Here is a 21,782-nt window from a genome sequence, read left to right as displayed (position 1 = left end):
GCGTCTCCTCGTCAGGCGTCCGATGCCGATGCGACAGGCGCCGTGCCCACCGCCGGCGACTTCGCCGCGCGCACGGCATCCAGCACGCGTTGCTCGATATCCTCGACCTCGACCGGATCGAGCTTGAGCTCACGGCGCATCACCCACGACACCTCGTTGCGCCGCGCCTCGGTCATCACGGAAAACAGCTTGTCGGCCACCGCGCGATCGTCGAGATTCGCGATCAGCTTCGCGAGATCGTACGTATCGAACGCGCTGATGACGTCGAACAGCGTGCGCTGGTCGATCGACACAAGATCCTCCAGCGCACGCACCTCTCCACGTCGCGCGTTGCGTCGCGAGAAGTACGTCACGCCCTTCTGTTCGACGTAACTGAGCACCTTCGATTTGCGGAACGCGAACAACTCGTCGGCAATCTCGCCGTTCGACAGTTTGTTGAGCAGCATCGTCTTCTCGACGCCGATCAGCGCTTCGAGGTCGGCCAGCTCGATGAGTTCGAGTTCGCTGTTGATCGACAGGTCGAGATCGTGATCGGCCACCTGCTGCGCGCGATCGATCACGCGCGCGGCGTCGAACGTGACGACCTGGCGTGCATCCGACGACGCAGAATAGTCGACCGCCCCGCCCGCATGGTCCGTCTGCGCCGCTTCGATCGTGACGAGATTGAGCTTCTCCATGCGTCGCAGCATCGCGAGCACGTGCGGCCGCGAGTGGCCGGCAATCGCGCGGCATTTGCGGATCACGTCGGCGAGCGGCACCGACGTTTCGGCCGCATGGGCCTGCATCGGCCGGCGCGCCCAAGTATCGCCGCCATCGCGCGCTTCGGCGCCCGCCATCAACGACAGCACATGCGCATACGACAGCACGCCCGGCATGAAGTCGGCATGGGTGTAGGTGGCGAGCTGATCGTCCTTGCGCTTCACGCGGCGGATCATCGTTCGCACGATGTGACGCAGCAGCGCCGACACGCGCTCGATTTCGTCGTCGAGCATGCCGGCAGGCACGACCGTCAGTTGACAGAATGAAAGCGCCTTCGCGGTATGCGCACGGGGCTCGGCTGCGAGCAGCGCCGATTCACCGAAGAACTCGCCGCGGCCGAGTGTCGCGACGACGACGCGCTTGTCGTCGCATCGCGTGGACAGCTCGACCTTGCCGTCGGTGATCAAGAAGATGACGGGCTCACCCGCAAAACCCTCGGAGTAAATGATCTCCCCGGGCGCCGCTGTACGCGTCCACGATTGCTGACGATTCACGTCGATTCCCCTGCTGCGCTGATTTTTTTCGGACTGCGCGTCGCACGTCGAAAGCATGTGATCGCGAGTCATCCCCGTGACTCGTTTACGTCAGCGTGCTCAACATCCTTTAGGGGATTCGTCCTCGTTTCGAACCGAAATCAAGGTAAAACGTTTGCGAGTCGCGCAGCCACAGCGGAAAGTTCATTTCAATGCTAGCGCGTGTAGTGCAATTGAAAGCGCCGAGCGATTCCGCGCGTCAGAACTCCATGTCGAGTTCGTCGATGTCTTCGTGCTCCGCCTTCGCCGCATCGATCCACTCCGCGACGAACGGATGCGCGAGCACCTGCATGCAGTACTCGGCGATATCGGGCTCGAGCTTCACGTCGTAGGTCAGGAAGCGCGTGACGACCGGCGCATACATCGCATCGGCGATGCCGATCTCCGCACCGAACAGCCAGGGGCCGCCGTACGCGGCCAGGCACTCGCGCCAGATCGTCACGATCCGCTCGATGTCGTGCTGTGCACGCGACCAGATGCGGAAGCCGGGGAAATGCGCGCGCAGGTTCATCGGCAATGCGGAGCGCAACGCACTGAAACCGGAATGCATCTCGCCGCAGATCGACCGGCAATGCGCGCGGGCTCTCCGGTCTTCAGGCAGCAGCCGCGCCTGCGGCCGGATTTCGTTCAGGTATTCGGCGATCGCGAGCGTGTCCCATACCGTGTTGCCGTCGTGGGTGAGGCACGGCACGAGAATCGACGGCGACAGCAACAGCAACTCCGCGCGCGACGCGGCATCGATCGGCACGCTGACCGTCTCGAACACGAGGCCGCTCAGCTTCGCGAGCAGCCAGCCGCGCATCGACCACGACGAGTAATTGCGGCTGCTGATGGTCAGCGTCGTCTGTCCTCCGGTGACTTCCATGTCGCTCCCCTGTTCAAGACCGTTCGTGCCCCTGCACCGAAAACGGACGCCACGCGGCATCACCCGCACCATGCCGGTGCCGCGCATTCGCCGAACTGGCGCAGCGCCGCACGCTGTCGCGTCACGTGCCGCACGACAGGCCGGCCGGGCAACGCATCGCGTGCGGCTGCCGGGTGTCGCGTGCCGCCTGCGTCGCCGCGTTCCCGAACCGCGTGCAACGCGCGTGCCAGCCGCAGGCTGGCACATCGCTTGCCTCGTTCCATGCAACGCGGCACAACGAGCGACAGCCATGAATCTGCTTGCCTATCCGTTCTATCAATGGTCTGCGGAATGCACGCGCCCGGCACGCGCATGGGCCGCTGCCGCACGCGCGACGATGTCGCTGTGGCCGCCCGCCACCGCGACGCCGACCGGCCGCATGCTCGACGCGCTGTGCGAACTGCTCGAATGCTGCGCGTTCTCGCATCGGCGTCCGCCGTTCGGCATCGCGTCGATCGTCGTCGACGGCGAAGCGGTACCGATCGTCGAGGAAGCCGCCGCGGGCACACCATTCGGCACGCTGCTGCATTTCCGCAAGGCGCTGCCGGTGGCGCGCCAGCCGCGCGTGCTGATCGTAGCTCCTATGTCCGGGCATTTCGCGACGCTGCTGCGCGGCACGGTGCAGACGATGCTCGCCGACCACGACGTGTACATCACCGATTGGCACAACCCGCGCGACATCCCGCTGACGGCCGGACGGTTCGGCTTCGACGAATACGTCGCGCACGTGATCGACTTCATCCACCAGATCGGCCCGGATGCACACGTGCTCGCGATCTGCCAGCCGACCGTCGCCGCGCTCGCGGCAGTCGCGTTGATGGCTGCCGGCGGCGATCCTGCGCAGCCCGCGAGCCTGACGCTGATGGCGGGCCCGATCGATTGCCGCGTGAATCCGACGAAGGTCAACGCGCTCGCGACGAGCCAGCCGATCGAATGGTTCGCGCGCAACCTGATCAGCGTCGTGCCGGCGGGCTTCGTCGGGGCGCAGCGCTGCGTGTATCCGGGCTTCGTGCAGGTGGGCGCGTTCATGTCGATGAATCCCGATCGCCATGCGGCGTCGTTCGCCGACCTGTATTACGAACGCGCGAAGGGCGACCCGGCGAAGGCCGACACGCTGCGGCACTTCTACGACGAATACTTCGCGACTGCCGATCTCACCGCGGAGTTCTATCTGGAAACGGTCGAGAAGGTGTTCCAGCAATACGCGCTCGCGCGCGGCGAGCTGACGGTCGGCGACCGGCTCGTCGAACCGGCGGCGATTCATCGCACCGCGCTGCTGACGATCGAAGGCGAGAAGGACGATATCTGCGCGGTCGGCCAGACGGTGGCCGCGCAGGAGCTGTGCTCGGGGTTGCCGCCGTACCTGAAGACGCATCACGTGCAGACGGGCGCAGGTCACTACGGCGTGTTCAACGGCAGCCGCTGGGAAACGCAGATCTATCCGATCGTGCGCGCGACGATCCACGACAACGAGCCATACGATCGCACTGCCGATGCAGACGGTAACCCGGACGGCACGCACTACGTGACGTTGCGCGCGCTGCTCGACGCCCGCGCGGCCGCGCCCGATGCAGCGACCGACACGCAATCGCAGCTCGCCCACTGAAGCCGGACGGCGCTGAAAATGAAACGCCCCGCCCGGGGGTGGCGGGGCGTGAGGTGCGGCAGCGTGCCGACGACGCGCGAGGGAGCGGCTCGCGCGTCAGCCTGTATTACGAACAGGCCTTGCCGTGCGACGCGTGGTAGCCCTTCGCCTTCGCGTCGGCTTCCGACATGTAGCTGCCGTGCTTCGTCTTGCCGTAGTACTTGTCGGTCGAGCAGTGGTAGACCTTCGTGCTGTCATTGGCCCATACCTTGCCCGCGCCGCCGCCCGGCGCTGCCGCCGCGGTCGTCGCTGCCGCGCTCTTCGCCGGCGCGGTGCCCGATGCCGGGGCTGCGGAGGCTGCCGTGGCCGGCGCTGCGGCCGGTGCGCTGGCGGCTGCCGCCGACGATGCGCCGTACCAGGTCTTCACCCCCTTGTGGCCGGCGCATGCGCCCTTCTTCGATGCGCCCGAGTAGAACGAGCCGTCCTTGCACAGCCCGGTCGTGCCGGCCGGCGCGCTGGCCGGAACCTGCGCGAATGCACCGATCGACAACCCCATGCCGGCGACCAGCGCGGCGATCAACATCGTCTTTTTCATAGTCCTCTCCTGATTTGCCTGATAAAGCATGCGTTCCGGGTATCCCCGGGAAAGTCGCGGTTACCGCACCCAGCGGCACACGCGATGGTGGTGATGATCGAAATGACACACACGGTGCGAATGCGCTTCGGCCAGTGCCGGAGCAAGAACGGCACATGCCACTGCGGTGGCCGTCAGGATCTTCGCGATGCGCTTCATGAAACTCTCCCGGGTAACTCAACCGGTGATCCGGCTGGTACTTCCTTAACGTCGGTCGTCGACTAGCCGTGCACCGCATCCACGCGCAATTGACGATCTTTGACATCGCGGCGCCGTCAACGCATCGAAGCTGACGAATGTCTTTCTTTTCTTTCCGGATCTTCAGCTTCGCGACCCTTCGGAATTCGAAAGAATGTGAAGCAGGAAACGCGGAGCGCACGGAAACCTCCGTGGAACGCGCAAGAAAAAACCGCCACGAGGGCGGTTTGTCACAAACAGGCGAACGGACGCGATGCACGCGAAAGCACGACGGCAGCTACGCCCCCGCCTCACCCCACGGCGTCGGCGGCGGCACCGCGCATGGCCCTTCGACGTCGATCGACTTGAAATCGGCGGGCCCGACGATCTCCAGGTACTCCATGTCAGGCGAGTAGTCGAACAGATAGTGGACGATCCCCGGCGCCTGGTGCACGCAGTCGCCGGCGCTGACCAGCGTCTCCCGTTCGCCGTACATGAAGCGCGCCCAGCCCTTCAGCATGATCACGATATGGAACTCGGCCTCGTGACGGTGCCAGCCGGTGCCCGCCTCCGGTGCATGATTCGCCCTGACGAGTTGCGCGACGACCTTGCCGTTCGTCGCGGCCGCGATACCGAGATCGCGATACAGGAAGAAGTCGCGCAGGCCTTCGCCGCGATACGCGGTGTCCTGCGGCTTCACATGGGAAAAGGCGGTGGTGGTCGGTGTGCTCATCGCGGTGCTCCTTCATTGAAAGGATCCCGCGTGACAAGCATTTAGCGTTCCAGTATGCGACGTCGCGGATGAGGCGCGACGCCGCCTGCCCGCTTACTTCAACCGCCCCGACAGAAACTGCCCGAGCCGTTCGCTCTTCGGATTCACGAGAATCTCCTGCGGATTCCCTTCCTCCTCGATCTTCCCCTGATGCAGGAAGATCACGTGATTCGACACGTTGCGTGCGAAACCCATCTCGTGCGTGACGACGACCATCGTGCGGCCTTCCTCGGCGAGCTTCTGCATCACCTTCAGCACTTCGCCGACGAGCTCCGGATCGAGCGCCGACGTCGGCTCGTCGAACAGCATCACTTCCGGCTCCATCGCGAGCGCGCGCGCAATCGCGACGCGCTGCTGCTGGCCGCCCGACAGGTGCGACGGATACATGCCCTCGACGCGCGGCGCGAGGCCGACCTTCTCCAGGTACTTGCGCGCCCGCGCGATCGCTTCGTCCTTGCCGACGCCGAGCACGGCCATCGGCGCTTCGATGATGTTCTCGAGCACCGTCATGTGAGCCCACAGGTTGAAGTGCTGGAACACCATCGACAGCTTCGTGCGCATCCGCTGCAGCTGCTTCTGGTCGGCCACGCGCAGCGAGCCGTTGCGGTCGCGCGTGGTCTGGATCGGCTCGCTGCCGATCGTGATCTGCCCGGAGCACGGCTGCTCGAGGAAGTTGATGCAGCGCAGGAACGTGCTCTTGCCGGAGCCGCTCGAGCCGATGATGCTGATCACGTCGCCGGCCTTCGCCTTCATCGACACGCCCTTCAACACCTCGTTGTCGCCGAATTTCTTGTGCAGGTTGTCAACGGTAAGCTTGTACATGCTGGGTCCTTCCTTGCGAATCTTGCGAATGCGTTAATGGCCGCGCGGCGAGAGGTACGCAAGCCAGCGCGTCTCGAGCTTGCGGAACGCCCAGATGAGCGTGAACACGACGGCGGCGTACAGCACGGCCGCGATGCCGTAGGCCTGGAACGACATGTAGGTTGCCGAATTGACGTCGCGCGTGACCTTCAGGATGTCGGGCACGGTCGCGGTGAACGCGAGCGTCGTCGCGTGCAGCATCAGGATCACTTCGTTGCTGTAGCTCGGCAGCGAGCGGCGCAGCGCGGAAGGCAGGATGATCCGCGTATAGAGCTTGAAGCGCGACATCCCGTAGGCCATGCCGGCCTCGATCTCGCCGGCCGACGTCGCCTTGATCGCGCCCGCGAAGATCTCGGTGGCATACGCGCATTCGTTCAGCACGAACGCGAGCAGCGTGCAGTTCATCGCGTTGCGGAAGAACGTGTCGAGCAGCACGTGGTTGTGCACGACCTGCAGGCTGTAGATGCCCGTGTAGCACATCAGCAGCTGCACGTAGAGCGGCGTGCCGCGGAACACGTACGTATAGAGCCACACCGGGCCGGAGATCCAGCGGTTCGACGACGCGCGCGCGATCGCGAGCGGCACGGCGAGCGCGAAGCCGAACGCGATCGACACCACCAGCAGCCACAGCGTGATCGCGAGGCCGCTGAAGCGGTAGCCGTCGGTGTAGAGATAGCTTTGCCAGTACTGGCTGACGAGTTCGATCACAGTGCGAGCCTCCGGACACCGACGGAATAACGCTTCTCGAGGTGATGCAGCACGACGTTGGAGACCGTCGTGATCGCGAGGTAGATCGCGCCTGCAGCCAGCGTGAAGAAGAAGAAATCGAGCGTGCTCTTGCCCGCGTCCTGCGACGCCTTGACGACATCGGCGAGGCCGATGATCGACACGAGCGCGGTGGCCTTCACGAGCACCTGCCAGTTGTTGCCGATGCCGGGCAGCGCGAAGCGCATCATTTGCGGGAACAGGATGCGGCGGAACACGCGCCAGCCGCTCATCCCGTATGCGAAGCCCGCTTCGAGCTGGCCGCGCGGCACCGCGAGGAACGCGCCGCGGAACGTCTCGGTGAAGTACGCGCCGTAGATGAAGCCGAGCGTGATGACGCCGGCCACGAACGGATCGATGTCGATCTGGTCCCAGCCGAGCATGTCAGTGACGTTGTTCAGCAGGATCTGGATCCCGTAGAACAGCAGCAGCATCAGCACGAGGTCCGGCACCGCGCGGATCAGCGTCGTGTAGAAGGTGCCGATCGACTTGAGCATGCGGTTCGTCGACAGTTTGGCGCTCGCGCCGATGAGGCCCAGCACGAGCGACGCCGCGAGCGATAGCACCGCGAGCTTCACGGTTTCCACCGTGCCGGCCCACAACAGCGGGCCAAATCCTTGGAAGATCATATGAGGGATCCAGAACGATGTGGCTGGATTGTCAATAGCCATTACCCGCGCATCAAACGATATCTGCGCACTACCTGATGCAACCTGCTCATCAAGTCGGACGCATCGCGCGAAGCGGGTTGCACCCGCGACAGCCGCGGCGCGCACGCAATCGATGCGCGCCGCGTGGTGGGTCAGCCGCCGTAGACGTCGAACGCGAAGTACTTCTTCTCGAGCTTCTTGTACGTGCCGTCCTTGATGATGTCGGCGATCGCGTGGTCGATCTTCGCCTTCAGGTCGGCGTCGTCCTTGCGCAGCCCGATGCCGGCGCCGTTGCCGAGCGTCTTCGGATCGTCGATGTCCTTGCCGGCGAATGCGAAGTTCGCGCCACGCGGCGTCTTCAGGAAGCCGATGTCGGCCTGCACCGCGTCCTGCAGCGCCGCGTCGAGGCGGCCCGACATCAGGTCCTGGTACACGCCGTCCTGGTTCTGGTAAGGCACGACCTGCACGCCCTTCGGCGCCCAATAGGCCTTCGCGTAGGTTTCCTGGATGGTGCCCTGCTCGACGCCCACCGACTTGCCCTTCAGCGATTCAGCGGTCGGCTGCAGGTTCGTGCCCTTCTTCGCGACGAGGCGCGTCGGCGTGTTGAACAGCTTGTCGGAGAACGCGATCTGCTCGGCGCGCGCCGGCGTCATCGACATCGACGACAGCACGCCGTCGAACTTCTTCGCCTTCAGCGCGGGAATCATCCCGTCGAAGTCGTTCTCGATCCACACGCATTTCGCCTTCAGGCGGGCGCAGATCTCGTTGCCGAGATCGACGTCGAAGCCGACGACCTTGCCGCTTGCGTCCTTCGATTCGAACGGCGGATAGCTGGCGTCGACGCCGAACCGGATCGTCGACCAATCCTTGGCGTGGGCACCGACCGCGATGCAGGCAAGGGCAATACTGAGCGCGAGTTTCTTCATGGCGTTCCTGTCAGAGGCGAACTGGGCCGGGTTCCGTCGGGCAGCGCCGCCGTGAACCCTTCCAACCCGGAGGCCGCCCGTTCCGGCGACACGCCAAGTTGTACATACAACTTTGCCTTTTCAGAAGGTGCGCCAGCAATCCGTGTTTATCTCTAATTGTCGGACCAATAGGATCGTGGGTCGCAAATTTCCTTATATTTCAATTAATTGCGAATTACACCGAGCTAAACAACAGCTTTCTCCGCGCGCCGGCGCACGGCCGGGAGCGGGATTTCAGTTGTCTAGACCTGCCGGCGCCGCGTCGCGCGGCCCGTCCGCCGTGACGACCGTTTCCAGACCGACCAGCCGGTAGCCGAACTGCAGCTCCGTCAGCAGGTGCCGCGGGCGCGCCGGCACCGGCTCGAGTTTCTGCCGCAGGTTCGTCATGTACACGCGCACGTAGTGCGCGCGGTCCGCGTCGTGGATGCCCCAGACCTCCGCCAGCAATTGCCGCGCGGCGATCACGCCGCCGCGTGCGCGGATCAGCGCGGCGAGCAGCCGGAATTCAAGGCGCGTCAGGTGAACGGGCGCGCCGCCGCGCGCCACTTCGTGCTTGCCGAGATCGACGGTCACGTCGCCGAACCGCACGATCGACGACGATTGCCCGTCGGCCGACACGAACGCCGCGCGCCGCAACTGCGCACGCGCCCGTGCGAGCAGTTCGGGCACGCCGAACGGCTTCGGCAGGTAGTCGTCCGCGCCCGCATCCAGCGCCGCGACCTTCTCCACTTCCTGCTGCCGCGCCGACAGCACGATCACCGGCACCGTCGACCACTTGCGCAGCTCGCGGATGAAGGTCTTGCCGTCGTCGTCCGGCAGCCCGAGATCGACGATCACGAGATCGGGCTTGCTGCTCGACGCATACATCCGCGCCTCGCGGGCCGTCGACGCCTCGCAGGTGTCGAGCCCTTCCTGTTCCAGCGCCATCCGCACGAAACGGCGGATGTCCGATTCGTCCTCGACGATAAGTACGCGCGATCTGATCATGTCCGGCTCTCGTGTTCGATATCGGGCGGCGCGCCCAGGGGCAGGCGAACCTCGAACCGCGCGCCGTGCGGATCGAGCGGCACCGCGCGGATCGAGCCGCCGTGCGCGTTGACGATGCTGCGGCACAGCGCGAGCCCGAGGCCGACGCCGCTGATCGACGATTCCTTGCGTTCGCGCTCGAACGGTTCGAACAGCGGCTCGGTGTTGCGCGCGATGAAGCCGGGGCCGTCGTCCTCGACGAAGACGTACAGCGTTTCGCCGAACACGCGTGCGCGCACCGCCACGGCCGCGTCCGTGCCCGCGTACTTCGACGCGTTGTCGAGCAGGTTCATCAGCACGCGCTCGATCAGCAGCGCGTCGACGTCGATCAGCGGCAGGTCGGCCGGCAAGTCGGTGCTCACGTCGCGGCCGGCCAGCACGCCGGCCGAATGCGCGAGCGCGCTGCCGACGATCTCGTCGAGCATGTGCCATTCGCGATTCAGCCGCACGCCCTCGCTCTGCATGCGCGCGAGGTCGAGCAGGTTGACGACGAGCCCGTGCAGCGCCTCGGCCTGGTTGCGGATGCCGTGCGCGAGCGCGGCCGGCTGCCCGTCGGCCAGCCGCTCGGGCCGCTCCAGTGTCTCGGCGAGCCCGCGGATCGCGGTCAGCGGCGTCTTCAGGTCGTGCGACACCGCGGCGAGCAGCGCGTTGCGCAGCCGCTCGCCTTCGATGCGGACCAGCGTGTGCTGCGCGACACCGACGTAGTGCACGCGTTCGAGCGCCATCGCGATGGACGAGCACAATGCGTCGATCAGGCGGCGATCGTCGGGGTCGGTGGGCACCGGCTGCGCGTCGCCGAACAGCACGAGCACGCCGCGCACGCGCATCGGCGCCTTCAGCGGCAGGTACTGCGCGGCCGCGCGCTCGAACGGCGGCAGCCCGCCCCCCGCGCCACGTGCATGCTCGTAGACCCAGCGGGCAATCGGTGCTTCGACGAACCGGGCGTGCTGCGCCGGCATCAGATGGTCATTTGCATCCGGCAGCACGAGTGCGACGCGCACGCCGAGCAGCGGCGCGATCGTGCCGGTGCAGATCGATGCGATCTGCTCGGTCTCGATCGCCGCCGACAGGTCATGCGCAACCCGGGCCAGCGCCGCCGAGCGCTTCTCGTTCGCACGCGCGGCCCGCGCCTCCGCACGCAGTCGTGCAGCAAGCTGGCCGATCGCCAGCGCGACGGCCAGCATCAGCGCGAACGTGAACACGTACTGCGTATCGGACACCGCGAACGACAGCCTCGGCTCGACGAAGAAGAAGTCGAAGCAGCCGACGCACACGAACGCGGCCCACGCGCCGGCGAGCCGGCCGAGCCGCAGCGCGATCAGCACGACGGTCATCAGGAACAGCATCACGACGTTCGACAGGTCGAACACGCGCAGCAGCGCGCTGGCCGCCAGCGTCGCCAGCGCGCACACGAGCGTGGCGAGCAGCAGCGGCACCGCGTACCGCGACACCCATACGTGCGTGCGCGGTCGCGCTTCGCGCACGGCCAGCGTCGGCTGCGTGTCGGGCCCGGCGCCCGCGATGCGGTCGGCCAGCATCGCGCACGCGCGCAGCACGCCGCGCCAGCGGTCGCGGCGCACGCCGTCCCCGCTGCGGCGGGCGGCGGTGTCCCGCGGCCCCGTTGCCCGTCGATTCGCTTCGCTCACGTTCACCTTCACATCCATGATCGCTTCCGGCAATTGAAACGCCGAACGGCCCCGCGCACGCCATGAAGGCGTGAGCGGGGCCGCGGCGGCGCGTTCGGTCAGATAAACGGCGTCAACAGCATGTCGATCAGCTTGATGCCGATGAACGGCGCGATGATCCCGCCCACGCCGTAGATCAGCAAGTTCCGCCCCAGCAATTTCTCCGCCGGCTCCGCGCGATACTTCACGCCCTTCAACGCGAGCGGAATCAGCGCGACGATGATCAACGCATTGAAGATCACCGCCGACAGGATCGCCGACGTCGGGCTGTGCAGCGCCATCACGTTCAGCGCGCCGAGCGCCGGATAGGTCGCGACGAACGCGGCCGGGATGATCGCGAAATACTTCGCGAGATCGTTGGCCACGCTGAACGTGGTCAGCGCGCCGCGCGTCATGATCATCTGCTTGCCGACCTCGACCACCTGCATCAGCTTCGTCGGGTTGCTGTCGAGGTCGACCATGTTGGCCGCCTCCTTCGCCGCCTGCGTGCCGCTGTGCATCGCGACGGCCACGTCGGCCTGCGCGAGCGCGGGCGCGTCGTTGGTGCCGTCGCCCGTCATCGCGACGAGATGGCCCTTCGCCTGGTGCTCGCGGATCAGTCGCAGCTTGTCTTCCGGCGTCGCTTCGGCGAGGTAGTCGTCGACGCCGGCTTCCGCCGCGATCGCGGCCGCGGTGAGCCGGTTGTCGCCGGTGATCATCACGGTCTTCACGCCGACCTTGCGCAACTCGGCGAAGCGCGCGGCGATCCCGTGCTTGACGATGTCCTTCAGCTCGATCGCGCCGAGCACGCGGGCACCGTCGGCCACGACGAGCGGCGTGCCGCCGCGTCGCGCGATGTCGTTGACGGCCGTCTCGACCGCTTGAGGAAACACACCGCCGAGCGCATCGACGTGCGCGCGGATCGCCGACGCCGCACCCTTGCGCACCTGGCGCTCGCCGATGTCGAGGCCGCTCATCCGCGTGCGTGCGCTGAACGGCACGGTGATGCTGCCTGCGGTCGCGGCCACGTCCAGCGAGAAGCGCTGCTTCGCGAGCGCGACGATCGAGCGCCCCTCGGGCGTCTCGTCGGCCAGCGACGACAGTTGCGCGGCCTCGGCCAGCGCACGCTCGTCCACGCCCGGCGCCGGCCGGAACTGCACGGCCTCGCGGTTGCCGAGCGTGATCGTGCCGGTCTTGTCGAGCAGCAGCACGTCGACGTCACCGGCCGCCTCGATCGCGCGGCCCGACGTCGCGAGCACGTTCGCGCGCATCATGCGGCTCATCCCGGCGATGCCGATCGCCGACAGCAGCGCACCGATCGTCGTCGGGATCAGGCACACGAGCAGCGCGATCAGCACCGTCAGGCTCACCGCCGTGCCCGACGCGTTCAGCAGCACGCTGAACTGCGAGAACGGCAGCAGCGTCACGCACACGAGCAGGAAGATGATCGTCAGCGCGACGAGCAGGATCGTCAGCGCGACTTCGTTCGGCGTCTTGCCGCGCTTCGCGCCTTCGACCATCGCGATCATCCGGTCGAGAAATGCCTCGCCCGGTTGCGCGGTAATCTTCACGATGATCCAGTCGGACAGCACGCGCGTGCCGCCCGTCACCGACGAGAAATCGCCGCCCGACTCGCGGATCACCGGCGCGGATTCGCCGGTGATCGCCGATTCGTCGACCGACGCGACGCCGTCGATCACTTCGCCGTCGGCGGGAATCGTGTCGCCGGCTTCGACGAGCACGATGCTGCCGGCCGCGAGCTCGTCGCTCGGCACGCGATGGCTGGTGCTGCCGAATTGCTTCGGCTCGTCGAGCACCTTCGCGTACACGCGCTTGCGCGCCGCACGCAGCGCATCGGCCTGCGCCTTGCCGCGCCCTTCGGCCAGCGCCTCGGCCGCGTTCGCGAACAGCACGGTGAACCACAGCCAGCACGCGACCGCGAAGATGAAGCCGGCCGGCGCGTCGCCCGTGCCGGCCAGCGCCTGCAGCCACAGCACGGTCGTGACGATGCTGCCGAGATACACGACGAACATCACGGGGTTCTTCAACTGCACGCGCGGCGCGAGCTTGCGGAACGCCTCGCGCAGCACGGCCGTCCAGCGCATCGGCGGCACGCCGCCGACCGGCATCGCCACTGGATTGATCGGGGTTTCGATATGGGACATGAGTGACTCCGTGGTTCCTGCTATTGCTTCGCGCCGGCCGCCTGGCCGAATGCGCGGTCCAGCGCGAGGTTCAGGTCGAGCACGCGCACGCGCGGTTCGCCGAGTACGCCGAGCTGGCGCGGCAAGGCGATCCGATCGACCAGCGCCGCGACCTGCGCGGCATCGACACCGCGTGCCTGCGCGACGCGTGCCGCTTGCAGCCGCGCATTCGCGACCGAGATCTCGGGATCGAGCCCCGACGCCGATGCGGTCACCGCATCCGCCGGCACCGGCGTGCCGGCGGCGAGTGCGTTCTCCTGCCGGTACGCGCGCACGCGCTGCGCGATATCCGCGAGCAGCTTCTTGCTGGTGGCGCCCTGGTTGCTGGCGCCGCTGCCGGCCGCGTTGTACGGCTGGTCGACCGTCTTCGACGGATCGGCCGGATCGGTGCCGACCGTCGCGCTCGGCCGCCCGTGGAAGTAGCCGGCACGCGTGAACTGCTGCCCGATCACCGCCGAGCCGACCGTCGTGCCGTGCTGCTGCACGAGACTGCCGCGCGCCTGCGACGGGAACAGCACGTTCGCGACGCCGGTGGTGAGCAGCGGATACGCGATGCCCGTGACGAGCATGAACAGCACCGACGACGCGATCACGGGCCGCACGAGGCCGCGCGTCGCCGCGCCGAACGAAGAACCGGGTGCCGGCGCGGCGGCGGCCGCTGCCTGGCGATTGCCTTGCATCATGATGTTTTCCTCAGAACAGTTGGCCGCCCGACATCATCAGGTGCTCGACGATCGGGCCGAGCGCGAGCGCCGGCAGGAACGTGAGGCCACCGACGACCAGGATCACGAAGACCAGCAGGCCGGCGAACAGGCCCGTCGACGTCGACAGCGTGCCCGCGCTTTCCGGCACGCCCGTCTTCGCGGCGAGGCTGCCCGCGACCGCGAGCATCGGCAGCAGCGTCAGGTAGCGGCCGATCAGCATCGCGAAGCCGATCGTCGTGTTGAAGAACGGCGTGTTCGCATTCAGGCCCGCGAACGCGGAGCCGTTGTTGGCCGTGCCCGACGTATAGGCATACAGCACTTCGCTGAAGCCGTGCGGGCCGAGGTTCGCGAGGCTGTCCATCGTCGAATGCAGCATCGCGGCCACCGCGGTGAAGCCGAGGATGCTGAACGGATGCGCGAGCACCGCGAGCATCACGAGCTTCATCTCGCGCGCCTCGATCTTCTTGCCGAGGAATTCCGGCGTGCGCCCGATCATCATCCCGACCAGGAACACCGTGAGGATCGCGAACGTGAACAGGTTGATCAGCCCGACGCCGTCGCCGCCGAACACGTTGTTCAGCATCATCTGCGCGATCGGCACGAGCCCGCCGAGCGGCGTCAGCGAGTCATGCATCGCATCGACCGACCCGGTGGTCGCGGCCGTCGTGACGGTGGCGAACAGGCTCGTCTGCGCGATGCCGAAACGCATCTCCTTGCCTTCCATGTTGCCGCCCGGCTGCGTGGCGCTCAGTTGCGGATCGACGCCGAGCCCGGTCACGAGCGGGTTGCCGTGCTGCTCGGCCGAATAGATCACGGCCAGGAAGCCGACGAACATCACGACGAACGCGGCGAGGATCACCCAACCCTGGCGGCGCCGGCCGATCATCGTGCCGAGCGCGTAGGTCAGCGCGGACGGAATCAGCAGCATCGACAGCATGTGCAGCGTGTTGGTGAGCGGCGTCGGGTTCTCGAACGGATGCGCGGCGTTCATGCTGAAGAAGCCGCCGCCGTTCGTGCCGATATGCTTGATCGATTCGAGGCTGGCCACGGGCCCCATCACGATCTGCTGGCGCGCGCCTTCGAGCGTGGTCGCCCATGCGTCGGACGCGAGCGTCTGCGGCATGCCCTGCCACACGTACACGAGCGCCATCACGAAGCTGAGCGGCAGCAGCACGCGATAGGTCACGCGCGTGAAATCGACCCAGTAGTTGCCGAGGTCCGCCGCACTCTTGCGGCTCAGCCCGCGGATGAAGCCGCCCGCGGCCGCGACGCCGGTGGCCGCGCTGACCACCATCAGGAACGTGATGACGGCCATCTGCGAGAAGTTCGACAGGCTGCTTTCGCCCGCATACGCCTGCCAGTTCGTGTTCGTGATGAACGACGCGGCGGTGTTGAACGCGAGGTCGGGGCTTTGCGACGCGCGCTGCAGCGCGTCGAACGGCAGCGTGTCCTGGATGCGCAGCAGCAGATAGCCGAGCAGCATCATCCCGGCGTTGCTGAGCAGCAGCACCATGCCGTAGCGCTGCCACGACATCGCTTCGTCGGGATTCACGCCGAGCAGCGCATAGGTCCGGCGTTCGACCCACGCGTGGCGCGGGCTCGTAAAAGCGTGCGCGAGCCATTTCCCGACGACGGGCACCAGCGCCAGCATGATCGCGAGAACGATCGCGAATTGAATGAGATTGTTGAACATGTCGACGCTCGCTCAGATCCGGTCAAGGCCGGTGATGAAACCGGCCGTCAAGGCAAAGAACGCGAGCGTGAACAAGATGAAAAGCAGATCGCTCATGACATTCACCGATATTTTCGAATTCCTGTTGAATCGCGCCGATCAATACCGCTCGGGTTGGATCAACGCATGAAACAGATAGATAAAGAGCGCGAGCGACAACGCGCCGGTGATCCACAACATGGCTTTCCCCTTTTTTCTATGCGCAGCAATGCCGCGCGATCGTCGGCGCATCGAGCCTTGCCGTTGCGGCGCAGGCCCGTATGACGCCCCCATGCTCAGTTGGCGAATGGGATGCGACAGTGTAGAAATCCGCGTATCAAAGCGGTGTTCAATTTCCTTACGCAAAGTAAAAAAGCTGTAAAGACGAAAGCCGGCGGCGATGGCGTTTTTATGCGTTCTTTTCAGGGCCAATACGAGTCTATACACCGTATCTTCACCGCGATTCCTAGAATGGGCGACATGTCCAAGACGAGATCTCCGCGGTGCGGAGCACGATGCGACCCGGGGATGCCAGCATGAAACCGACCAGAACCGCAACCGCTGCCTCACGCGACCTGCCGCCCGTTCGTGCGCGGCGCCGGTGCCCTGCCGACGAACGCGTGCTGCTGTCGATCCGTGTCGAATCGGACAACCTCGCCGTCGTGCGGCGCCTGCTGCACCAGGCGGTCGGCACCGCGCTCAATTTCTACACGGCCGCGATCGACAATCGCACCGGGCGCGCGTGCATCGAGCTCGAAGTCGCGCGGTCGCAAGCATCGCCCGCCATCCTGTCGATCCTCCGCCTGCTGCCGGCCGCTGAATTCGGCACGATCCGCCTGCTGCAGCACTAGCCGGCCTCCAATGCGGCCGCGCGTGACACGCATCACGCGCCCGCTCCCACTCTCATCGATTCGAACGCGCGTTGCCGACGCGAACGCGTGCGGTTCGTCTTCGTCACGAGCCGCGCACGCTCGCCGCCGGCATGCGCGCCGGATCGTCGTTCCCGTCGCTACGGGCCTTTCCAGGAAGCACTCACCATGAAAAAAGCAGTCGCCGGTACCCTCTCCCTCGCGTTCCTCAGCGCCGCCGCGCACGCGCAAAGCAGCGTCACGCTCTACGGGATGCTCGATGCAGGTATCGTCTATACGAACAACCAGTCGGGTAAGAGCGCGTGGCAGCAAGGCAGCGGGCTGCTGTCGAATACCGTCTTCGGCCTGAGCGGCAACGAGGATCTCGGCGGCGGCCTGCATGCGCTGTTTCGCCTCGAAAACGGCTTCAACCTGAACAACGGCACGCAGTCCTACAAGAACACGATGTTCGGCCGCCGCGCGTACGTCGGCCTGCAGAGCGACCCGTACGGCGCGCTGACGCTCGGCCGCCAGTACGATGCCGTGGTCGATTATCTCGGCCCGCTCGCGATGGCGAACAACGGCGACGGCAACAATCTCGCGTCGCATCCGTTCGACAACGACAACCTCGACGATTCGTTCTACATCGACAACGCGGTGAAATACACGAGCCCGACGCTCGCCGGCTGGCAGTTCGGCGGCCTGTACGGGTTCAGCAACGCGGCCGGCGGCTTCGCGAACAACCGCGCATACAGCGCGGGCGTGTCGTATGCGAACGGGCCGGTCAGCCTCGGCGCCGCGTACCTGCAGCTCAACCGCGGCGGCCTGACGGCCGGCGGCGCGCTGTCGGCCAACGACGGGCCGAACTTCCCGGCCGTGCGCCAGCGCGTAATGGGCGCGGGCGGCAGCTACGCGTTCGACCGGCTGACGCTCGGCGCGCTGTGGACGCATTCGATGTTCGACGAAACGGCCGCATCGTCGCTGCCCGGCGCGCTGAACGCGCTGCGCTTCGACAACTTCGAGGTCAACGCGCGCTATGCGCTGACGCCGGCCGTTTCGTTCGCCGGCGCCTATACGTTCACCAACGGCCGCTACGACGACGCCACCGGCAGCCATCGGCCGAAATGGCACCAGGTGACGCTGATGGCCGACTACGCGCTGAGCAAGCGCACCGACGTGTACGCGGAAACCGTCTACCAGCACCAGTTCGGCGTGCCGGCGGGCGCGACGCTCGGGTTCGCGAACGTCACGGGGCTCGCGCCTTCGTCGAACAATACTCAGGTGGTCGGGACGGTCGGCATCCGGCATCGGTTCTGACCGCACGCCAGCCGCCAGCGGCCGGCCGCTCTGTGCAATCCCGCATGGACGCGGGCCGGCCGAACAGGGATCATTCGGGGAATCCGGGCCCGCGCGCCTGCGAAACCGGTACACTCGGCGCCGGGCACGCGCCGGATCGGCATTCGGCGGCGGGCCGCTGCCGACTCTGGAATCGTGATCCCATGACCACACCGATCTATCAGGAAATCAAGGACTTCATCCTCGCGCGCATTCATGCCGGCGAATGGGCGGAAGGCGACCAGGTGCCGTCGGAGAACGAGCTGGCGCGCGAATTCAACGTCGCGCGGATGACCGTCAACCGCGCGCTGCGCGAGCTGACCGCCGAGCAGGTGCTTACGCGCACGCGCGGCTCCGGCACGTACGTCGCGTCGCCGAAGTACGAATCGACGCTCGTCGCGATCCGCAGCATCTCGGACGAAGTCGCCGCGCGTGGCCACGGCTATCGTGCGCAGGTGCTGCAGGTGGGTGCGGCCGTCGCCGATGCGAAGCTCGCCGACGAGTTGCAGATCGACACGGGCAGCCCGATCTTCCATTCGCGCGTGCTGCACTTCGAGAACGACACGCCGGTGCAGCTCGAGGAGCGCTGGGTCAATCCGGCCTGCGCGCCCGAATACGCGTTGCAGGACTTCACGACCACGACGCCGAACCAGTACCTGACGCGCGTCGCGCCGCTGCAGCGCGTCGAATACCGGATCGAGGCCGCGATGCCCGACGCCGAAACGCGCCGTCACCTGACGATGGACGACCGCGAGCCGTGCCTGCTGCTGCATCGGCGCACGTGGTCGCAGGGGATGGTCGCGTCGGTCGCCAATCTGTGGCACCCGGGCAGCCGTTACCGGTTCACCGGGCATTTCTGAGCTGAGGTGGAGGCGCGGGCTTACCGCGCGCCCGGCTGCCCCCATCGCTCGATCGCACTGACGGCCCGTTTCAAGCCTTCCTCTTGTGCGATGCGCGCGCCGAGTTCTATCGCGCGCGCTTGCGTTTCGCCCCGTTCAGCGAATGCGATGGCCTGCGCCAGTGCGGCAGCGTCCATGCGCCGCCCCGCGACCGGCGCATCCGCCACGCCGAGTCGCTGCAGCCGGTTCGCCCAGAAGAACTGATCGCCCGCGAACGGCACGACGACCGACGGAATGCCGGCCCGCGCAGCCGAATGCGTGGTGCCCGATCCGCCGTGATGGATTGCCATCGATACCTGCGGGAACAGCCAGTCATGCGGCGTATCGCCGATCACGTGAACGTTCTTCGGCAGCATCGACGCTTCGATACCGCTCCAGCCCGGATAGAACAACGCGCGCCGACCGGCGAGTGCGTGCATCAATGCATCGACCATCGCGGCGCGATCGAAGCCGGCCATGCTGCCGAATCCGACGTACACGGGCGGATCGCCCGCTTCGAGAAAGGTCGAGAGATCAGGCGACGGCGCCCATGCCCGCGCATCGATCCGCCACTGGCCGCATGCCTGCACATTCGACGGCCAGTCGCCCGGGCCGGACAGCAGCGCCGGCGACACGCCGTACAGCATCGGATGATCGGTCCACACCTGCTTGCGCGGCGGCAACCCGCACACGCTCGCGCGTGCCGCATTCGTCGCCTTCCTGAACGCCTGCCACAGCAGCGCGTTCACGAACCGGTGGCTTGCGCGGTTCAGCCAGCGCGGCACCTTCCCCGGCGGCAGGAACGGCGACGCGAATTCGGTGGTGGGTGTGATCGGGATCATGCCGGTGCCGATCGCCGGCACGCCGCGATACTCGGCGACCGACAAGCCGACGAACGATGCGAGCCCCGACACGAGGATTGCGTCGCAGCCTTCCGATGCATCCGCGATTTCGCGCATCCACGCGCCCGTGTTCGCATTGGCGATCGCCGCGAGCGCCTTCGACGTGTCATTGAAGCCGCCGCGCCCGCGCACCGCGTCGGCCAATGCGCCATCCGGCGCAATCGCCCCGCGGATATCACCGGACAACGACGCCGACGGCACACCAAGCGCCACTGCCGACCCGAGCGTCGCCGCATCGGCCAGCAGCCGGACATCGTGGCCGGCCTCGATCAACGCACGGCCGAGCGCCGCGAGCGGGCGCGTGTCGCCTTCGGTGCCGTAGGTGGCGATGACGAGCTTCATGCGTGACTCCTCGTGCACGGCGGCAATGAGTGGATTCAGAAAAATGCACGTCGTATACTAATGCAACTCGTGCACTTTCAGTCAATCCCCCGCCATGCCGACTCCGACCGACGATCCGGGCCGCCGCGCCCGCAAGCGCATCCAGATGCTCGCGCATCTCGCCGCCACCGGTGCACGCCTGTTCGACGCGCACGGCTATGAAGCGGTCACGATGGAACAGATCGCCGCGCAAGCCGATGTCGCGAAACGCACGCTGTACAACCACTTTGCAACGAAGGAAGCCGTGCTCGCGCACTGGCTGGAGGGTGAACTCGCACGCGATCTCGCGCATCTGCAACGCGACGTCGCGCGGCGCAAGACCTTCGCGTCACGCATCGACTGCGTGCTCGATGCGTCGGCTGCGTGGTGCGAGCAGCATCCCGCGTATCTGCTCGCGTATTTGCGCCATCGCTTCCTGAGCATCGGAACGGTTGAAGCGGCAAGCGGTGGAGAGAACGGCAGCGATATCGCGCTCGTGTGGCAGCAACTGATCGCGGCCGGGCAACAATCCGGCGAACTGAACGGCACGCTGCGGGCCGACCAGCTCGCGACGTGGTTCCATCACCTGTATCTCGCGGCGATGCTGCGCTGGCTGAGCCTGCCGGGGCTGTCGCTGAAACGGGAGTTCCAGGCGGTCGCGAAGCTGTTCGTCGAAGGTGCTCAAGCGAAAGGCTGAGCGGCGCCGGTAAGCGTTGACCGGTCAGGCGCTCACCGGATCACAAGCGCCCGAGCACGACCGAGAGCAGCGAGCGCCCGAAGCGGGCGACCGCCACCCCGCAGGCAACGAACGCGCGCTTCATTTCTTTCGTGACGATTTCGCGGCCGGTGCGGCAGCGTCGCCGCCCGACGGCCATTGCGTCTCGTCGAGCAACCGGTCGAACAGCCGTGCGCGCTCGTCGGCCGACAGCGGGCACAGCCCGAACATCGCCGAGAGCGCGAGCCCCCACGCCGCCTTCCAGCGCAGCAATGCAAGATCCGGATCGCCGGATTCGGCCGCGATGCGCTTCACGTTCTCTGCGTCGATATCCCTCACCTGCTGCAGCGGCGCGGGATCCTCGACCAGCGCCGCCATGATCGCGAGCGCCGCCGACGGCTGCTGGTCGATCACTTCGCGCATCGTCGCGATCTGCGCGGACAGCGTCGGCTGCCCCGCACCCGGATCGCGCGCGGCCAGATAGTCGCGCTGGAATCGTTGGTAGTAGTCCTGCTGGTGTTCCATCAGCGCGTTCAGCACATCGCCTTTCGTGCGGAACTGGTGCATCAGCCCGCCCTTGCTGATGCCGCTTTCGCGTGAAATCGCGTCGAACGTGAGCTTGCCCGGGCCGTCGCGCTCGAGAATCGCGAGCGCCGCCTGGATTGCGGCAGTGCGCGTTCGCTCGGAACGCGTCGGGTTGTCCATGAACTGTCCCCGCTATGGAGTCGTACCATGCGACCGCGCCGGACCGGCGGGATCGCATGAAGGAAGTGCGCGGAGTCTATCACAAACAAACCGCCTGGTCGGTTTACTTCCAGAAATGGCGGTGC

General features: G+C 66.4%; 23 protein-coding genes. 6 read left to right on the top strand and 17 right to left on the bottom strand.

Going from position 1 to position 21,782, the window contains the following annotated elements; genetic code table 11:
• Positions 1–11 precede the first annotated feature (11 nt).
• Both LGM89_RS07970 and LGM89_RS07965 read right to left on the bottom strand, forming a co-directional pair.
• Complete coding sequence (locus tag LGM89_RS07970; RefSeq protein WP_319001501.1) at positions 12–1,253, bottom strand: cyclic nucleotide-binding domain-containing protein; 1,242 nt, start codon at positions 1,251–1,253, stop codon at positions 12–14.
• Between the two features lie 238 nt (positions 1,254–1,491).
• A complete protein-coding gene (locus LGM89_RS07965; protein WP_089497507.1) occupies positions 1,492–2,157 on the bottom strand; it encodes a glutathione S-transferase family protein in 666 nt (221 codons plus the stop codon).
• A 289-nt stretch (positions 2,158–2,446) separates the two neighbouring features.
• Here LGM89_RS07965 and LGM89_RS07960 point away from each other — a divergent pair, with 289 nt between their 5' ends.
• Positions 2,447–3,802 (top strand): polyhydroxyalkanoate depolymerase, encoded by a 1,356-nt coding sequence (locus LGM89_RS07960; RefSeq protein ID WP_226272785.1) that lies wholly within the window; start codon positions 2,447–2,449, stop codon positions 3,800–3,802.
• A gap of 106 nt (positions 3,803–3,908) precedes the next feature.
• Here LGM89_RS07960 and LGM89_RS07955 read toward each other — a convergent pair whose 3' ends face one another.
• The 12 genes from LGM89_RS07955 to kdpA all read right to left on the bottom strand — a co-directional run bounded on the left by LGM89_RS07955 (position 3,909) and on the right by kdpA (position 15,896).
• On the bottom strand, positions 3,909–4,376 hold the full coding sequence (locus tag LGM89_RS07955) for a DUF3761 domain-containing protein (protein ID WP_089443092.1): 468 nt from the start codon (positions 4,374–4,376) through the stop codon (positions 3,909–3,911).
• A 60-nt stretch (positions 4,377–4,436) separates the two neighbouring features.
• Complete coding sequence (locus tag LGM89_RS07950; protein ID WP_167347852.1) at positions 4,437–4,574, bottom strand: HHHH-motif protein; 138 nt, start codon at positions 4,572–4,574, stop codon at positions 4,437–4,439.
• A gap of 316 nt (positions 4,575–4,890) precedes the next feature.
• Positions 4,891–5,325 (bottom strand): cupin domain-containing protein, encoded by a 435-nt coding sequence (locus LGM89_RS07945; RefSeq protein ID WP_124659799.1) that lies wholly within the window; start codon positions 5,323–5,325, stop codon positions 4,891–4,893.
• 93 nt (positions 5,326–5,418) lie between these two features.
• Complete coding sequence (locus LGM89_RS07940) at positions 5,419–6,186, bottom strand: ABC transporter ATP-binding protein (protein WP_039344915.1); 768 nt, start codon at positions 6,184–6,186, stop codon at positions 5,419–5,421.
• A 33-nt stretch (positions 6,187–6,219) separates the two neighbouring features.
• Positions 6,220–6,933 (bottom strand): ABC transporter permease, encoded by a 714-nt coding sequence (locus tag LGM89_RS07935; RefSeq protein ID WP_046549412.1) that lies wholly within the window; start codon positions 6,931–6,933, stop codon positions 6,220–6,222.
• On the bottom strand, positions 6,930–7,619 hold the full coding sequence (locus LGM89_RS07930) for an ABC transporter permease (protein WP_041493367.1): 690 nt from the start codon (positions 7,617–7,619) through the stop codon (positions 6,930–6,932). The genes LGM89_RS07935 and LGM89_RS07930 overlap by 4 nt, the downstream gene beginning before the upstream one ends.
• A 173-nt stretch (positions 7,620–7,792) precedes the next feature.
• Positions 7,793–8,566, bottom strand: a complete 774-nt coding sequence (locus LGM89_RS07925; protein ID WP_124576198.1) for an ABC transporter substrate-binding protein — start codon at positions 8,564–8,566, stop codon at positions 7,793–7,795.
• 273 nt (positions 8,567–8,839) lie between these two features.
• Positions 8,840–9,592 (bottom strand): response regulator, encoded by a 753-nt coding sequence (locus LGM89_RS07920; RefSeq protein ID WP_226272784.1) that lies wholly within the window; start codon positions 9,590–9,592, stop codon positions 8,840–8,842.
• The gene (locus tag LGM89_RS07915) at positions 9,589–11,295 is read right to left on the bottom strand and encodes a DUF4118 domain-containing protein (RefSeq protein WP_226272783.1); all 1,707 of its coding nucleotides are present in this window, start codon (positions 11,293–11,295) and stop codon (positions 9,589–9,591) included. Before LGM89_RS07915 ends, LGM89_RS07920 begins: the two co-directional genes overlap by 4 nt.
• An 80-nt stretch (positions 11,296–11,375) precedes the next feature.
• Positions 11,376–13,424, bottom strand: coding sequence for a potassium-transporting ATPase subunit KdpB (gene kdpB / locus LGM89_RS07910; RefSeq protein WP_226273012.1), 2,049 nt, complete (start codon positions 13,422–13,424; stop codon positions 11,376–11,378).
• A 56-nt stretch (positions 13,425–13,480) separates the two neighbouring features.
• A complete protein-coding gene (gene kdpC / locus LGM89_RS07905; RefSeq protein ID WP_226272782.1) occupies positions 13,481–14,182 on the bottom strand; it encodes a potassium-transporting ATPase subunit KdpC in 702 nt (233 codons plus the stop codon).
• 10 nt (positions 14,183–14,192) lie between these two features.
• On the bottom strand, positions 14,193–15,896 hold the full coding sequence (gene kdpA, locus LGM89_RS07900) for a potassium-transporting ATPase subunit KdpA (RefSeq protein WP_226272781.1): 1,704 nt from the start codon (positions 15,894–15,896) through the stop codon (positions 14,193–14,195).
• Here kdpA and LGM89_RS07895 point away from each other — a divergent pair.
• Positions 15,895–16,065: a hypothetical protein gene (locus LGM89_RS07895; RefSeq protein ID WP_174975849.1), complete on the top strand. Its 171-nt coding sequence runs from the start codon at positions 15,895–15,897 to the stop codon at positions 16,063–16,065. The genes kdpA and LGM89_RS07895 overlap by 2 nt on opposite strands.
• On the opposite strand, the gene kdpF is transcribed toward LGM89_RS07895, so the two are convergent.
• The gene (gene kdpF, locus LGM89_RS37300) at positions 16,035–16,361 is read right to left on the bottom strand and encodes a K(+)-transporting ATPase subunit F (RefSeq protein WP_226205749.1); all 327 of its coding nucleotides are present in this window, start codon (positions 16,359–16,361) and stop codon (positions 16,035–16,037) included. The genes LGM89_RS07895 and kdpF overlap by 31 nt on opposite strands.
• Positions 16,362–16,450: 89 nt before the next feature.
• Between kdpF and LGM89_RS07885 the strand changes: the two genes are divergently transcribed.
• The 3 genes from LGM89_RS07885 (at position 16,451) to hutC (ending at position 18,957) form a co-directional block, all read left to right on the top strand.
• Entirely contained in the window at positions 16,451–16,765 is a 315-nt protein-coding gene (locus tag LGM89_RS07885; protein ID WP_226205746.1) for a hypothetical protein, read from the top strand.
• A gap of 186 nt (positions 16,766–16,951) precedes the next feature.
• Complete coding sequence (locus LGM89_RS07880; protein ID WP_226272780.1) at positions 16,952–18,079, top strand: porin; 1,128 nt, start codon at positions 16,952–16,954, stop codon at positions 18,077–18,079.
• Positions 18,080–18,261: 182 nt separating this feature from the next.
• Positions 18,262–18,957 carry a histidine utilization repressor gene (gene hutC / locus LGM89_RS07875; RefSeq protein WP_089428141.1) on the top strand — a complete coding sequence of 232 codons (696 nt, stop codon included), beginning with the start codon at positions 18,262–18,264 and terminating at the stop codon, positions 18,955–18,957.
• A gap of 20 nt (positions 18,958–18,977) precedes the next feature.
• Here hutC and LGM89_RS07870 read toward each other — a convergent pair whose 3' ends face one another.
• Positions 18,978–20,219: a glycosyltransferase gene (locus LGM89_RS07870; protein ID WP_089497518.1), complete on the bottom strand. Its 1,242-nt coding sequence runs from the start codon at positions 20,217–20,219 to the stop codon at positions 18,978–18,980.
• 94 nt (positions 20,220–20,313) lie between these two features.
• On the opposite strand from LGM89_RS07870, the gene LGM89_RS07865 reads away from it, so the two are divergent.
• A complete protein-coding gene (locus LGM89_RS07865) occupies positions 20,314–20,934 on the top strand; it encodes a TetR/AcrR family transcriptional regulator (RefSeq protein ID WP_089497519.1) in 621 nt (206 codons plus the stop codon).
• A gap of 120 nt (positions 20,935–21,054) precedes the next feature.
• On the opposite strand, the gene LGM89_RS07860 is transcribed toward LGM89_RS07865, so the two are convergent.
• A complete protein-coding gene (locus LGM89_RS07860) occupies positions 21,055–21,657 on the bottom strand; it encodes a TetR family transcriptional regulator (RefSeq protein WP_089474337.1) in 603 nt (200 codons plus the stop codon).
• Positions 21,658–21,782: the final 125 nt, after the last annotated feature.

The organism is Burkholderia sp. AU31624 (assembly GCF_020420065.1).
Taxonomy (GTDB): domain Bacteria; phylum Pseudomonadota; class Gammaproteobacteria; order Burkholderiales; family Burkholderiaceae; genus Burkholderia.
The sequence above is the reverse complement of the archived record's forward strand: the minus strand, read 5'-3'. Positions and strand labels throughout refer to the sequence as shown.

Excerpts from the sequence above, each read along its gene's own strand:
- LGM89_RS07930 (WP_041493367.1), bottom strand. The coding sequence starts at position 7,619 with ATGATCTTCCAAGGATTTGGCCCGCTGTTGTGGGCCGGCACGGTGGAA.
- LGM89_RS07920 (WP_226272784.1), bottom strand. The coding sequence starts at position 9,592 with ATGATCAGATCGCGCGTACTTATCGTCGAGGACGAATCGGACATCCGC.
- LGM89_RS07960 (WP_226272785.1), top strand. The coding sequence starts at position 2,447 with ATGAATCTGCTTGCCTATCCGTTCTATCAATGGTCTGCGGAATGCACG.
- LGM89_RS07865 (WP_089497519.1), top strand. The coding sequence starts at position 20,314 with ATGCCGACTCCGACCGACGATCCGGGCCGCCGCGCCCGCAAGCGCATC.
- LGM89_RS07950 (WP_167347852.1), bottom strand. The coding sequence starts at position 4,574 with ATGAAGCGCATCGCGAAGATCCTGACGGCCACCGCAGTGGCATGTGCC.
- hutC (WP_089428141.1), top strand. The coding sequence starts at position 18,262 with ATGACCACACCGATCTATCAGGAAATCAAGGACTTCATCCTCGCGCGC.
- LGM89_RS07955 (WP_089443092.1), bottom strand. The coding sequence starts at position 4,376 with ATGAAAAAGACGATGTTGATCGCCGCGCTGGTCGCCGGCATGGGGTTG.
- LGM89_RS07940 (WP_039344915.1), bottom strand. The coding sequence starts at position 6,186 with ATGTACAAGCTTACCGTTGACAACCTGCACAAGAAATTCGGCGACAAC.
- LGM89_RS07915 (WP_226272783.1), bottom strand. The coding sequence starts at position 11,295 with ATGGATGTGAAGGTGAACGTGAGCGAAGCGAATCGACGGGCAACGGGG.
- LGM89_RS07895 (WP_174975849.1), top strand. The coding sequence starts at position 15,895 with ATGTCGACGCTCGCTCAGATCCGGTCAAGGCCGGTGATGAAACCGGCC.
- kdpA (WP_226272781.1), bottom strand. The coding sequence starts at position 15,896 with ATGTTCAACAATCTCATTCAATTCGCGATCGTTCTCGCGATCATGCTG.
- LGM89_RS07945 (WP_124659799.1), bottom strand. The coding sequence starts at position 5,325 with ATGAGCACACCGACCACCACCGCCTTTTCCCATGTGAAGCCGCAGGAC.
- kdpC (WP_226272782.1), bottom strand. The coding sequence starts at position 14,182 with ATGATGCAAGGCAATCGCCAGGCAGCGGCCGCCGCCGCGCCGGCACCC.
- kdpB (WP_226273012.1), bottom strand. The coding sequence starts at position 13,424 with ATGCCGGTCGGCGGCGTGCCGCCGATGCGCTGGACGGCCGTGCTGCGC.
- LGM89_RS07870 (WP_089497518.1), bottom strand. The coding sequence starts at position 20,219 with ATGAAGCTCGTCATCGCCACCTACGGCACCGAAGGCGACACGCGCCCG.
- LGM89_RS07925 (WP_124576198.1), bottom strand. The coding sequence starts at position 8,566 with ATGAAGAAACTCGCGCTCAGTATTGCCCTTGCCTGCATCGCGGTCGGT.
- LGM89_RS07965 (WP_089497507.1), bottom strand. The coding sequence starts at position 2,157 with ATGGAAGTCACCGGAGGACAGACGACGCTGACCATCAGCAGCCGCAAT.
- LGM89_RS07860 (WP_089474337.1), bottom strand. The coding sequence starts at position 21,657 with ATGGACAACCCGACGCGTTCCGAGCGAACGCGCACTGCCGCAATCCAG.
- LGM89_RS07880 (WP_226272780.1), top strand. The coding sequence starts at position 16,952 with ATGAAAAAAGCAGTCGCCGGTACCCTCTCCCTCGCGTTCCTCAGCGCC.
- LGM89_RS07885 (WP_226205746.1), top strand. The coding sequence starts at position 16,451 with ATGAAACCGACCAGAACCGCAACCGCTGCCTCACGCGACCTGCCGCCC.